Origin of the sequence: Flavobacterium sp. 20NA77.7 (assembly GCF_031326205.1) — a bacterium.
GTDB lineage: Bacteria > Bacteroidota > Bacteroidia > Flavobacteriales > Flavobacteriaceae > Flavobacterium > Flavobacterium nakdongensis.
Genome location: NZ_CP133721.1, coordinates 483,374 through 498,548 on the forward strand (window position 1 = coordinate 483,374; position 15,175 = coordinate 498,548).

The window sequence follows — 15,175 nt, forward strand, 5'->3', positions numbered from 1 at the left end:
TTAGCGCAGAAATTTTTCTGTGCATTTAACATAACCATAAAGTATAACAACAAAAAGCAAAAGGGATTAAAAAAATTAGTTTTGCACCTTATAAAAAAGCTAATGTAACAACAGAAACAGCTAAAAGTAAGACAGCAGCCCCTACAATAACGGCAGAAAACGCTTCAAGAATTTACTTTTTCCATAACGACCACTTAGGGACAAGTACAATTTTAACAGACGGTAGTGGCAATCCTTATCAAATCGAAGATTCATCGAACTCCTATAAAAAAAATAAAATAAGTGAGATAATTTTTCTTAAATTTGCCTTTTGGAGAGACTATGTTTGAGCAGCACAGCTATACAGAAGATTACAATAACCCATATAAGTTTAATGGCAAAGAATTAGACGAGGAAACCGGTTTTTACTATTATGGAGCGAGGTATTATGACCCTAAAATTAGTGTTTGGTTAAGTGTGGATCCGTTAGTCGAAGAAACTATGGATTCTTACGGGTATTGTTATCATAACCCAATTAATTTAGTTGATCCTGATGGAATGAAACCTAAACCATTTCCTAAAATGAATTTAGGCTCAACTTATTACTATAAATGGAGATATAATAATTTTATTTATCGAAATCCTAATTATATTAAGCAACATCCGGAATTTCTTAAAAACAATTATTATTTAAATTATGGTCATAAATATATAAATCGTTTTACAAATGAAACAAATAAACAGTTATCTAAACAAGGTAAGCAATGGCTAGTAAATGCTCGTAGAAATCTACAAGTAGCTATTGAGGATAAGTTAAAAGCTGATCCTACAATTGAGTTGAGAAACGGAGGAAACGATTTTAAAGAATTTGCTTTTAAATCACACGTAGGTGCCTATTGGAATGCTGGTTTGTATAAATTAAATACTGTTGATTTAGTCGCCATTGTACTTACACCCAATTTTAAAGACCTTACCAGTGAGGATGGTATGAAACAGGCAACTGAGATGATGGGTAAGTTAACCGATTATTGGTTAGACAATCCAAAGGAAGGGTTAAAAAGAGGGGCTGAATTATTGGCTAATCAAGATAAAATAAAGGCTATGGTTACAGCAAAAGCTATAAGAGAAGGTATAGACCCTGATAAGGCAATGCCAATACTTGATAAAATAATAGAAAAAATCCCAACCATAAAAACAGACTAATGAAAAAGCTTATTGTTTTAAACAGCTTGTTTTTACTCTTGTTTGGTTGTAAAGACGAAGCGAATATGATAAAATGTAAAGGAATACCCGATGTAAATCAAGCGTTTTCTTATATGTATTTCAAAACAGAAAATGAAGGATATTTGTTTGGTACTTATACAGAATATGAAGAATTATCGGAAAAGGAATTAGAAAATCCAAATAATATTCCCAAATCAACAGACGAGGCAACCATTTACAAAACCACCGATGGTGGAAAAAATTGGAAAAAAATAGACTCAATTTTAAACTATAAATATTTTGACATAGCAACTGTGTTTAATAATGATGTTTATATTTTAAGAAGTGACGAAAGAGAAGATTTTAAATTCAACATAACACAATTCAATATCTTAAATTATAAAGTTAAAAATTTAAATGAAATAAATCCTATATCATCATTATGGAATGATAATGAGAAAGTTTTTTATACAAATAATTGGAATACTATAAATTTATATTCTTTGGATAACAAACAAAGAGTTGATAGTGCTAAAATTAAAGATTATGTCTTGTTTGGTTTAAGTTTAAAAAGCATGTCTTATGCTATTTTTAGTGATAAAGAGAGAACATATTTTGGAGACATTAATAAAACAAATCAGGAAATCAAACTACCCATTAAGCCTAAGAATCTTGCGAAACAGGATAAGAATACTATTTTAATTGCGGGCAACACAATGAATGATGATAATGAAATTTCTTTGGTTAGCTATGATGTAAATACAAAACAATCGAGAGCAATTAAAAAATTTAAAAACTACTCTATTGTAGAAAACTTACAATCTAATGATAAAGCAATAATAGGATTTATTGGAAATATTAAGGGAGCATTTACAGAATATGATTTACTCTATAGTTTAGACAAAGGAAAAACTTGGCAAATCAAAAAACTAGATGAACCTAATTATGTTCGTCCGAGTTGTCTAATTAATAATATTGTATACATCTATAGCGGTGGTGCAAGAATGCAAAAAATAGTATTATTATAGGATTGGTAGTGTTTCAGATTTAGGGTAATGTAACAGATTTAGTGATGAACACTTTTAAGGTGTTTAATGAGTTGATAATCAATAAAAATTAAAAATAATTGTAAAAAAGATGAGCTATATAGTTCATCTTTTTTTATGTTTAAAGGGCTTAAATCAAATAAAATGGAAAAAAATGACACCTCGTGTATAACTTCGTTCTGTTCGTTTTAGGCTCGGGTCAGATTTAGTAATAACCCTCCGCTCCCGCACGAAATGAAATTCGACGAAGTCAATCTGTGTGGTAAGTAATAAAAAGCAAGAAGCTACAACGATAAAAAGTTGTGGTTTTTGGCTACAAATATGTATCAAAGTACAAATTGTAGTATTATTTATTTAAGAATAAATATACTTTTAATTCACGGAATAATTTGGACAACCAAAGCATTTTCTGGCTTCTACATCAAATTGGTAAACAAGTCCAAGTTCAAAAACACCTCCTGTTTTTCCTATTTTTGTAGTATTCATGTCATAAGAGAACCCAATTTTAAAGTTTTCATATTGCAAACCACTAAATATGTTTATTGAAGTCAAAAAATGCCCCGTTGGTGTTTTTTTCATAGGATTAAGAGCTGTTGTAGCACCTATGATAAAATTATTAAAAATTAAACTACTCCCTATGTCTAGTCGGTTGTATTCTGCTTGTTTCATAAAATTAGCCGTTACCATCATTCTGGTTTCATAAGGGAACAAAGTGGTATCTAAGTAATCGGCTAGTTCAAATTCATATCCAGCATTTACATTAAAAAACATGTCTAAAGGAATATTTCCTTCTTGAGCCATAGAAATATTCGGTTTGTTGAGGTGTTTTATAGCCGTTCCAAACCATAGATTGTCATTGTAAAACAATAAACCTGTAGAAATATCAATAAAGTGAATGCGATTGTTTAAACGCAAAGGATCTATACTTTGTGGCGCAATAGTTTCATTTGTAATGTTGATTTGGTCTCTTAGAATTACATTTTGGAAACCAAAACTTTTACTGCCATAGCCTATTTCAATTCCAGGTCTAAAAAACCAATCATAGCCTAATTCTACTCGGTAGGCATAATTAAAGTTGGCCTGTAAAAAATCATAACCTGTAAAAGATTCTCTATGGTTTAAAAAATTGACACCTATGCCACTATTTGCATTTTCTGCCCAAGTACTAAAATAAGCATAATCGGTATCTACTTTAAGATTCAAATCGGGCCATTGAGTACGATGAATAATTCCTGCACTTGTGGTTTCAAGAAAACCTGTAAATCCAGGATTAATAGTTTCGGGGACTAAGAAATATTGAGTAAAAATAGGGTCTTGAGCTTTACTTTCAACACTCAAAAGCGTTAATATTAAAAGAAGTATATATTTTAAGTTCATCATATTATTTTATAAGTACAAATGGGCCGTTTTCATAAATTATTTCTCCATAAAAAGTAACACCAGAAACTTTATAATAATAGTTTCCGTTTTCAGCAGGTATGCCATTTATGGTTCCATTCCAGCCAATTAATGTATCACCGTTTTCAGAATAAATTAAATTGCCCCAGGTGTCATAAATAGACATTTTAATATTTTTTAAACCTTCAAATACAGGTCCAAAAGTATCGTTAATTCCATCTTGATTTGCCGTAAAACCACTTGGCATCATTAATTTATAGCCTTTATTTATATGAAGTGTAATGATATGTGTAAATACACAACCTAAAGGATAAGTGACAGTTTGTGTTACAACATAACTGCCTTCTGCCGTGTAAATATGTGTAGGATTTTCTTCAGTTGAATAGATTCCATCACCGAAATTCCAAGCGACACTTACAAAATTGCCCGTCGCTGTATTGGTAAATTGAATAGGGTCATTTATTGAGTATGTCCCATAAGTCGTAAAGGCGAATGAATTTTGGGTAAAGCCAGCATTGCCAATTATTGGGTTTGTAATAGTAACGCTTTGTGAGGTTGTACAGCCAATAGCATCTGTTATTGTTACAGTAATTAGACCATTTGATGTAGTTGTCATGAATTGATTATTGGCTCCAGAAACTGTTCCGCTTGACCAATTTATGGTAAACGGAGGCACACCACCTGTTACATGAGCTTCAAACAAGTTAATTACTGTACGAGTCGTACAATTCACTTGAGTGTTTTGATCCAAAATGAGCGTTAATGGCAAAGGTCTTGAAACGGAATAAGAAGCCGTTTTTATACAGCCTCTACTATCAGTAACTATAACCGAATAATTTCCGTTAGTTATGTTTGTTAAATCTTCTGTTATTGCTCCATTTGACCAAGAATACGTAAATGGAGGTGTTCCTCCAGAAACTATTAAATTAATGGCTCCGCTATTTGGATTTAAACAGTCTAACGCATTTTGTACAGTTGCGTTTACTATTAATGGTTGAGGTTCAACAATTATAAAAGTCCTATTTATGTAACAAGGTGTTCCATCAGAAATTAAAACGGTATAGGTTCCCGGGCCTAAATTATTTCGTACCGTTCCCGATGTACTACCATCACTCCATGTTAGTGTTACAGGTGCTTGTCCGCCAATTAAATTTAAATTGATGCTTCCATTGTTTGCTCCATAACATGAGATGTTTGTTACCACCGGATTTATAGTAAAAATAGGTGCTTCTTGAATTACTATGGTAATAGGTTTGGTACAACCATTAGCATCTGTTATAATTATAGTATAACTTCCTGCAGCTAAATTGTTTTGATAGAACCCAGTAGCTAGATTACTCCAATTAGCTTGATAAGGTGCTGTACCGCCCGTAACGTTTAATAAAATAGAGGCATTGTTAGCGCCATAACAAGTAATTTCAGTTATCGTAGGTGTAATGACAATATCATTAGGTTGCGATACTACTAAACCAGTTACTGTTTTGGTTCCGCCATTAGCATCGGTTACTAAAACAGAATAGGTTCCTGCTACTAATCCTGTAAATTGAGGATTTAAATTGGTGGAGTTTGTAATGGTTTGAACGATTACATTTGAGCTGTTCAATAATGTATAATCATATGGACTAATGGATTCTTGCGTGATTTGAATACCTATTGCCCCATTTGAATTACCAAAACAAATTAAATTAATAGTTAATGCAGGATCTTGTTGTACTAAAAGTTCAGGAGGTTGCGTAAGCGTAAATGTTAGTACAATAGGTGCACAATAGCCATCATTTATAGTTACAGTATACGTTCCGGCAAATAAACCTGTTAAGTCTTCGGAGGTAGCAGTAAATCCGTTAGGTCCTACCCAATTATAGGTATAGGTTCCGGAACCACCAGCAACCGTTAAATTAATTGTTCCATCATTAGCACCAAATACACTCACGTTATAACCATTATAGTTAGACATGACACCTGAAGCTGTAAATGTAGGATTAACCGTAATAGTATAAAAAGTATTATTTCCAGTACACGAGTTGCCATTATTTGTGAAAGTTGCGGCAGCAGTATAGGTAATTGTTAATGGTGCATTGGTTGAATTGACTAAAGTTTGTACAGGAATGGTATTCGTTCCCGAAGCAATTGCACCACTAATTCCTGGAGGAATAGAAGCTGTCCAGGCAAAAGTTATGTTACCAGGCAATGAAGATGATAAAGTTACTTGACTTGTTGCTGTATTGTTACAAATAATTTGATTGGCCAAATTGAAAAGTACATCTGGTTTTGGATATACATCAATTGTGATTGTAAATGGTGTACCTACACAACTTCCAGCTGTTGGTGTTACGGTATAAATTAGCGTTTGTATTGAGCTACTTAAATTAGTTAATACTTGACTAATCTGATTGCCTGAACCCGCACTTGCTCCTGAAATATTCGTATTTGTACTTATCGTCCAAGTATAGGTTGTTCCTGCTGGTACAATGGTACTTGCATTTGGAGTGCCGTTTATAGGTGCAACAGTAAATCCTTGTTCGCTACAAATTACAAACGATTGGTTTTCAATTGCAGGTCTCGGTTTTACAGTAATGGTGTAATTGTATATACTACCTGCACAGGCAGAAGCATCGTTAGTTGCCGCTACAGCTGCGTATGTTATGGTTATTGGTGCATTCGTAGTATTTACTAAAGTTTGAGCAGGAATGGTACTGGTTCCTGAAGTTGTTACTCCTGTAATTCCTGTAGGTTGCACAGCTGTCCAAGAGAATGTTGCACCAGAAGTGGTACTACTTAAATTGACTAGAGCAGAAGTATCTCCTGAACAAATGGTTTGATTGGTAGGTGAGAAGCTTATCGCAGGGCTAGGATTTATAGTTATAGTAAAAGTTTCAGCTGTTCTTGCACATCCATTAGCTGTTGCAATAACTGATATTGTTGCAGTAATAGGTGCTGTTGTGCTATTTGTTGGTGTAAACACAGGAATATTTCCAGTTCCAGAAGCTACTAAGCCTATAGCTGGATTGGAGTTTGTCCAAGTGTATGTAGTTCCAGCGACTCCATTGGTTAATACAATTTCAGTAGTTGGTACTGCATTACAATAGGTTTGATTGGTAAGTCCTAATGTAGTTGGTGTTGGATTAACGGTTACTGTAATAGTAAAAGGTGTTCCAGCACAAACACCAGAAGTTGGTGTAACAGTATACTCTAAGGTAGCAGGTGCTGTTGTAGTATTGCTTAGTGTTTGGCTAATAGTTGCTACACCTGTTGCTTGACTTGTTCCACCTGTTATAGCCCCTAAAGGATTGCTTACAGGTGTTGTCCAGGTATAGGTTGTACCGCTTGGTACAATGTTACCACTACCGTTAGTTGGTGTTACTGTAAAAGCAGTTCCCGAACAAATAGTTGGAGTAGTAGCTAAAATAGTTGGTTTTGGACTTACCACTACGGTTATTGTAAAAGTACTTCCCACACAATTACCAGTATCACCTGAAGTTGGTGTAACGGTATAAGTTATGGTTTGAGGTGTATTCGATGTATTGGTAAGTATTTGGCTAATGGTACTAATTCCAGCAGTAGTAGAAGCACTTGCTCCTGTGATATTTGCATTTGTACTAATAGTCCAGGTATAAGTTGTTCCAGCAGGTACAATAGTAGCTCCGCTATTAGCTGGCGTTACAGAGAAAGCTGTTTCTGAACAAATAGCAGGATGTGTTACATTAGCAATAACTGGTTTAGGGTTCACGCTAATAACAACGGTAAAAGTACTTCCTGAACAACCATTGAAGCTAGGAGTAACGGTATAGGTAGCCGTTTGTACTACATTAGTTGGGTTAACAAGTGTTCCACCAATAGTTGTTTGATTAACCCCAGCAGCCCCTCCAGTAATCCCACCTGTAACGATAGGTGCACTCCAAGAATAAGTAGTTCCTGTAGGAATGCTATTTAAGGTTGAATTAGCTGGTGTTATTGAAAACGTACCGCCACTACAAATAGCGTTAGTAAAACTTTCCGTAATGCTTGGTCTCGGTTTTACAGTAATAGTGTAATTATATATACTTCCTGCACAAGCGGAAGCATCGTTAGTTGAAGCTATAGCTGCGTATGTTATGGTTATTGGTGCATTCGTAGTATTTACTAAAGTTTGAGCAGGAATGGTATTGGTTCCTGAAGTTGTTACCCCTGTAATTCCAGTTGGTTGCATAGCTGTCCAAGAGAATGTTGCACCAGAAGTAGTACTACTTAAATTGACTAAAGCCGAAGTATCCCCTGAGCAAATGGTTTGATTAGCAGGCGAGAAGCTTATCGCAGGGCTAGGATTTATAGTTATAGTAAAAGTTTCAGCTGTTCTTGCACATCCATTAGCTGTTGCAATAACTGATATTGTTGCAGTAATAGGTGCTGTTGTGCTATTTGTTGGTGTAAACACAGGAATATTTCCAGTTCCAGAAGCTACTAAGCCTATAGCTGGATTGGAATTAGTCCAAGTGTATGTAGTTCCAGCGACTCCATTGGTTAATACAATTTCAGTAGTTGGTACTGCATTACAATAGGTTTGATTGGTAAGTCCTAATGTAGTTGGTGTTGGATTTACCGTTACTGTAATGGTAAAAGGTGTTCCAGCACAAACACCAGAAGTTGGTGTAACAGTATACTCTAAGGTAGCAGGTGCTGTTGTAGTATTGCTTAGTGTTTGGCTAATAGTTGCTACACCTGTTGCTTGACTTGTTCCACCTGTTATAGCCCCTAAAGGATTGCTTACAGGTGTTGTCCAGGTATAGGTTGTACCGCTTGGTACAATGTTACCACTACCGTTAGTTGGTGTTACTGTAAAAGCAGTTCCCGAACAAATAGTTGGAGTAGTAGCTAAAATAGTTGGTTTTGGACTTACCACTACGGTTATTGTAAAAGTACTTCCCACACAATTACCAGTATCACCTGAAGTTGGTGTAACGGTATAAGTTATGGTTTGAGGTGTATTCGATGTATTGGTAAGTATTTGGCTAATGGTACTAATTCCAGCAGTAGTAGAAGCACTTGCTCCTGTGATATTTGCATTTGTACTAATAGTCCAGGTATAAGTTGTTCCAGCAGGTACAATAGTAGCTCCGCTATTAGCTGGCGTTACAGAGAAAGCTGTTTCTGAACAAATAGCAGGATGTGTTACATTAGCAATAACTGGTTTAGGGTTCACGCTAATAACAACGGTAAAAGTACTTCCTGAACAACCATTGAAGCTAGGAGTAACGGTATAGGTAGCCGTTTGTACTACATTAGTTGGGTTAACAAGTGTTCCACCAATAGTTGTTTGATTAACCCCAGCAGCCCCTCCAGTAATCCCACCTGTAACGATAGGTGCACTCCAAGAATAAGTAGTTCCTGTAGGAATGCTATTTAAGGTTGAATTAGCTGGTGTTATTGAAAACGTACCGCCACTACAAATAGCGTTAGTAAAACTTTCCGTAATGCTTGGTCTCGGTTTTACAGTAATAGTGTAATTATATATACTTCCTGCACAAGCGGAAGCATCGTTAGTTGAAGCTATAGCTGCGTATGTTATGGTTATTGGTGCATTCGTAGTATTTACTAAAGTTTGAGCAGGAATGGTATTGGTTCCTGAAGTTGTTACCCCTGTAATTCCAGTTGGTTGCATAGCTGTCCAAGAGAATGTTGCACCAGAAGTAGTACTACTTAAATTGACTAAAGCCGAAGTATCCCCTGAGCAAATGGTTTGATTAGCAGGCGAGAAGCTTATCGCAGGGCTAGGATTTATAGTTATAGTAAAAGTTTCAGCTGTTCTTGCACATCCATTAGCTGTTGCAATAACTGATATTGTTGCAGTAATAGGTGCTGTTGTGCTATTTGTTGGTGTAAACACAGGAATATTTCCAGTTCCAGAAGCTACTAAGCCTATAGCTGGATTGGAATTAGTCCAAGTGTATGTAGTTCCAGCGACTCCATTGGTTAATACAATTTCAGTAGTTGGTACTGCATTACAATAGGTTTGATTGGTAAGTCCTAATGTAGTTGGTGTTGGATTTACCGTTACTGTAATGGTAAAAGGTGTTCCAGCACAAACACCAGAAGTTGGTGTAACAGTATACTCTAAGGTAGCAGGTGCTGTTGTAGTATTGCTTAGTGTTTGGCTAATAGTTGCTACACCTGTTGCTTGACTTGTTCCACCTGTTATAGCCCCTAAAGGATTGCTTACAGGTGTTGTCCAGGTATAGGTTGTACCGCTTGGTACAATGTTACCACTACCGTTAGTTGGTGTTACTGTAAAAGCAGTTCCCGAACAAATAGTTGGAGTAGTAGCTAAAATAGTTGGTTTTGGACTTACCACTACGGTTATTGTAAAAGTACTTCCCACACAATTACCAGTATCACCTGAAGTTGGTGTAACGGTATAAGTTATGGTTTGAGGTGTATTCGATGTATTGGTAAGTATTTGGCTAATGGTACTAATTCCAGCAGTAGTAGAAGCACTTGCTCCTGTGATATTTGCATTTGTACTAATAGTCCAGGTATAAGTTGTTCCAGCAGGTACAATAGTAGCTCCGCTATTAGCTGGCGTTACAGAGAAAGCTGTTTCTGAACAAATAGCAGGATGTGTTACATTAGCAATAACTGGTTTAGGGTTCACGCTAATAACAACGGTAAAAGTACTTCCTGAACAACCATTGAAGCTAGGAGTAACGGTATAGGTAGCCGTTTGTACTACATTAGTTGGGTTAACAAGTGTTCCACCAATAGTTGTTTGATTAACCCCCGCAGCAGCACCAGTAATCCCACCTGTAACGATAGGTGCACTCCAAGAATAAGTAGTTCCGGTAGGAATGCTATTTAAGGTTGAATTAGCTGGTGTTATTGAAAACGTACCGCCACTACAAATAGCGTTAGTAAAACTTTCCGTAATGCTTGGTCTCGGTTTTACAGTAATAGTGTAATTATATATACTTCCTGCACAAGCGGAAGCATCGTTAGTTGAAGCTATAGCTGCGTATGTGATGGTTATTGGTGCATTCGTAGTATTTACTAAAGTTTGAGCAGGAATGGTATTGGTTCCTGAAGTTGTTACCCCTGTAATTCCTGTAGGTTGCACAGCTGTCCAAGAGAATGTTGCACCAGAAGTAGTACTACTTAAATTGACTAAAGCCGAAGTATCCCCTGAGCAAATGGTTTGATTAGCAGGCGAGAAGCTTACCGCAGGGCTAGGATTTACCGTTATGGTAAATGATTGTGATGAGCCAGGACAAGCAGGTGATCCGTTTGAAAACGAAGGAATAACTGTTATGGTAGCGGTAATTGGATTAGGAGTTGTGTTAGTTACATTGAACGCATTGATAGTTCCAGAACCCGAAGTTGCTAAACCAATAGCCGGGTTTGAATTTGTCCAGTTATAAATAGTACTTCCTCCTGTAGTATTAGTTGAAAATGTAACGGCTGTCGTGCTTGTTCCGTTACATAAAACTTGATTAGAAATTGGATTTACTTGTCCAGTGGGGTTTACAGTAATTGAAAATGTTGTTGTTGCGCCTGTACAAGTTATACTGTTGTTAGTATAACTTGGCGTTACAGTAATAGTAGCAATTACTGGACTTGTTCCCGTATTTATAGCTGTAAAGGCACTGATGTTTCCAGTTCCCGATGCGGCTAATCCAATACTTGGCATATCATTGGTCCAGGTATAAGTTGTACTTCCACCAGTATTTGTAGTTGTAAAATTAATTGCAGCTAATGTTCCACCATTACATACAGTTTTATTCGTTACAGTACTTACTCTTGCAGAAGGATTGACAAGTATAGTAAAAGTTGTAGATGTTCCAGCACAATTAGTTGTATTAGCAAAAGTAGGCGTTACAGTAATAGTAGCAGTCACAGGAGCAGTGCCATTATTTATAGCCGTAAATGAGGGTAAATTGCCAGTTCCCGATGCTGCTAATCCTATTGAAGATGTGTTATTTGTCCAATTGTAAGTTGTTGTTCCTCCTGTGTTATTCGTTGAAAATAAAATTGCAGAAACCGTATCGCCATTACAAAATGTACTATTTGGAACAGTATTTACTTGGCCTTTCGGATTGATAGTTATTGTAAATATTTTAGCGGGGCCAATACAGTTTGTTCCTCCATTCGCAAAAGTAGGTGTGACTGTTATAGTTGCTGTTATTGGGCTAGTAGTATTATTTATAGGAGTAAAAATTGGAATATTTCCTGTTCCTGAGGAGGCTAAACCAATTCCAGTTGTGTCATTAGTCCAATTATAAGTAGTAGTTCCAATTGTATTTAGGGTTGAAAAGGTAATAGCTGTTGATGCTGTTCCTGCACAAAATACAAAGTTGTTTGGTTGAGTTACTTGTGCAGTTGGATTTACAGTAATTGTAAATGATTTAGAGATACCTACACAACTTACATTACCATTTGTAAAAGTAGGCGTAACTGTAATACTTGAAGATATTGGAGCTGTACTTGTGTTTGTTGCTGTAAATGAACCAATATTTCCATTTCCTGAAGCTACTAAACCAATAGCTGTATTTGTACTAGACCAATTGTAAGTGGTGGTTCCGCCTGTATTTATCGTTGTAAAATCAGCAATGGTAACAGAATCACCATTACATACCACCTGTCCTGGAATTGTATTTACTTGTCCTTTTGGATTTACTGTAATTGTAAACGTTATTGGTGTACCAGGGCATGAAGTAGCTCCACTAGTATTAAATGGTGTTACTGTAATGGTTCCAGTAATTGGACTTGTTCCAGTATTAGTGCCTGTAAAGTTTATAGTGGTAGTTCCAGAAGCTATAAGTCCGATTGTAGGATTACTATTTGTCCAAGAATAATTTGTTGCATTGGTGCCAGAAAATGAAATAGGTCCCACACTTCCATTATGACAAACCACAACATCAGAAATAACATTTATTGTTGGAGTAGGAATAACAGTTATAGTTACAGTGTCTGTTTCTGGATTACAAGGTCCTGGAGGGTCATTTGTAGTCAGTGTTAAAACAATAGTTCCTATAAATCCAGCAGGGGGAGTATAAGTACTTGTTAAACTATTGACATCGGAAAATGTACCACCATTTGAAGATGTCCAACTTCCCGTTGAAGCCGCTCCGCCTACAATTCCATTTAATTGTAAGGAGCTATTTTGACAAACAGGATTGTATGTGCCCGCTTCTGCGGTGGCTTGAGCATTAACAACTACTGGAAATGAAATTGTTTTGAAAGGGCAAGGACCTGCAGGATCAGCAGAGGTCAATGTAAAAGTTATTGTTCCTGTATAATTTATTGGAGGTGTATAGGTAGGAGATAAAGCTGTTGCATTTGGCGAAAATGTTCCCCCTGTAATTGAAGCCGTCCAAGTTCCAGTAGTTGCGCCACCAGAAATTGAACCGGTTAATGGAATACCTGTGTTTAAACAAGTAGCACTAGGTCCAGATGCTGTAATTTGCACTGCTGGATTAACCATAATACTGCTGGAAAACGTATTACTACCACATTCATTGGTTAGTGTCAAAGTATAGTTATAAGTGCCGGCTGTAGCAAAAGTAACTATGGGACTACTAGATGTTGTACTAGAAATAGAGGTAGGAGGTGTACTACCAAAATCCCATAAATAGGTAACCGCTTGCGTAGCATAGCAATTAAAAACGGTTGGATTTAAGGTTAAAGTAGTTCCTTCACAAATAGTTTGTGTAGTTAGTGTAGTTCTAGGTTTGTCTTTAATAGTTATGGTTCGTGTTTTTACATTAGGTTGACACAAGGGTCCAGCCACAGCGCTTTGTAAAGATGTGGTTAGTTGTACGGTATAAATACCTGCACTTGTAAATGTAATTTCCGGTTCAAATGAAGAGGAAGTTCCTGAGGTAAAACTCCAACCTGGATTGGTAGCGTTAGGACAGCTTTCAGGATTAGTATGTGTTACTTGCCAACTATAAACATTTGTATTTGAGCATCCTGGTAAACTTGATAAATTATCTAAAGCTACGGTTGTAGGCGCACACCCTGTTGTTGGACTTAATGTAAAATCAGCAATAACTTCAGGGTTAACACAGATGGTTTGTGTTTCAGATGTAATTCCACAAGTGTTGGAGCCTGTGTAAAGTGTTATTGTGTAAGTTCCAGGCGTATTAAAGGTCACGTTTAATTGACCAGCAGTAGTTGGTAACCACGCACCTGAATTATTTGGTTGACCATTATTGTAACCAAAGTTTTCGCTAGCAGAAATAAAGGGATTAGCAATTAATGTCCCAGAAGTAGTTACAGGAATATTTCCTGAAGGCCCTACAACAGTCCAATATTTTCTATAATTACTTGTACAGGTGTACGTTGGTGCTCCACCAATATTAGAGCCGCCGGTTGTGGTGTCATTGAAAACAACAATAGTGCCCTTGCAAATTGTATTTGCACTTGGGGTTCTTGTGAAGTTAGCATCTGGTGGAGTTTGAATATTAATAGGACCAAATGCACTACTCGTAGTTCCACAAGGGTTAGAAACTGTTATTGATGCTTGAAATGAATTTGGATAAAGCGTTCCATTTATGGTTGAATTTATACCACAAGAAGTTGTAGTGTAATTATGTGTATAACTTGCAGGCGGCGGATGGTTAAAAACTACTGGGGGACTACCATCATTTACTTGAAAGGTATAAGTAGTATTTGGACTATTTTGAGCTCCCGGTAAAATATTATAGGTTACACTTCCGGGCGAACAAAGCACAGGAATACCTCCTGGGTTTATTGTAGCAGTTGGACTAGCTCCTACGTATATATTGTAATTTTTTATTGTTGTACACCCCGACGGGTTAGTAATGGTATAAGTTAAGGTGTATGTACCTGAATTTTGATAAAAATGAAACGTTTCGGGAAGATTTGCTCCTGTATACGTGTCACTTTGACTATCTCCCCAATTGAAAATATGTTGTGTTGTTGAAGTGGTATTGGTCGAATTCGTTGTAAATGAAAAAAGTCCTCCATTTGTGTTTGCATCACCTGAACAATAAGTAAAATATTGGTTGCCGTTAAATGTAGATGCTCCCCAAAAATTCCCATCCACTAGTTGAATAACAGCAACACTAGCAGGACTATTTAATACCACCACATTTACACTACTACTCGAACCACCAATAGTTAATGTAGTAGTAAAATTTCCAGGAGTATTGTAGGTAATAGTATGCGGACCTACTGAAGTTGAAGATGTAGTAGTTCCTCCAGGGAAAGACCAAGCGTATGTTGGGTTAGTGCCTACGCCCGTTGATGTGTTTGTATACGTAATTGCTTGACCTTGACAAATAGTTATGGTACCACCTATTGCAGCGGGATTAGTGGTAAAACTAACTGCTACTAAATTATTTTTTTTTGAAAGGAGATGGTTTACTGATTCAGAGTTATAAGCCTCTGATGTATAAGTTCCAAGATTATACATCACAAAAAACCATAACAAACGATTAACAATCAGTTTATTAATTTTACTAGTTTTTATTTTCATTAAAAAATTATTGTTTTAGGGAAATGCATGAAAACAATAATTAAGTAAAAACATTCGTCTTACTACTTAACACTAATTTTCC

Annotated in this window: 4 protein-coding genes; 2 read left to right on the top strand and 2 right to left on the bottom strand. The window is 36.3% G+C overall.

The window, feature by feature from the left end; all coding sequences use genetic code 11:
• Nucleotides 1–321 precede the first annotated feature (321 nt).
• Entirely contained in the window at nucleotides 322–1,182 is an 861-nt protein-coding gene (locus tag RF683_RS02160) for an RHS repeat-associated core domain-containing protein (protein ID WP_309532585.1), read from the top strand.
• Nucleotides 1,182–2,210 (top strand): WD40/YVTN/BNR-like repeat-containing protein, encoded by a 1,029-nt coding sequence (locus RF683_RS02165; protein ID WP_309532586.1) that lies wholly within the window; start codon nucleotides 1,182–1,184, stop codon nucleotides 2,208–2,210. Before RF683_RS02160 ends, RF683_RS02165 begins: the two co-directional genes overlap by 1 nt.
• 390 nt (nucleotides 2,211–2,600) lie before the next feature.
• Here the strand turns inward: RF683_RS02165 and RF683_RS02170 are convergent, their stop codons facing one another.
• Both RF683_RS02170 and RF683_RS02175 read right to left on the bottom strand, forming a co-directional pair.
• Nucleotides 2,601–3,608 (bottom strand): PorP/SprF family type IX secretion system membrane protein, encoded by a 1,008-nt coding sequence (locus RF683_RS02170; RefSeq protein WP_309532587.1) that lies wholly within the window; start codon nucleotides 3,606–3,608, stop codon nucleotides 2,601–2,603.
• A 1-nt stretch (nucleotide 3,609) separates the two neighbouring features.
• Nucleotides 3,610–15,093: a PKD-like domain-containing protein gene (locus RF683_RS02175; RefSeq protein ID WP_309532588.1), complete on the bottom strand. Its 11,484-nt coding sequence runs from the start codon at nucleotides 15,091–15,093 to the stop codon at nucleotides 3,610–3,612.
• Nucleotides 15,094–15,175 lie beyond the last annotated feature (82 nt).

Coding starts and splice junctions, on each gene's coding strand:
- RF683_RS02160 (WP_309532585.1), top strand. CDS start 322: ATGTTTGAGCAGCACAGCTATACAGAAGATTACAATAACCCATATAAG.
- RF683_RS02165 (WP_309532586.1), top strand. CDS start 1,182: ATGAAAAAGCTTATTGTTTTAAACAGCTTGTTTTTACTCTTGTTTGGT.
- RF683_RS02170 (WP_309532587.1), bottom strand. CDS start 3,608: ATGATGAACTTAAAATATATACTTCTTTTAATATTAACGCTTTTGAGT.
- RF683_RS02175 (WP_309532588.1), bottom strand. CDS start 15,093: ATGAAAATAAAAACTAGTAAAATTAATAAACTGATTGTTAATCGTTTG.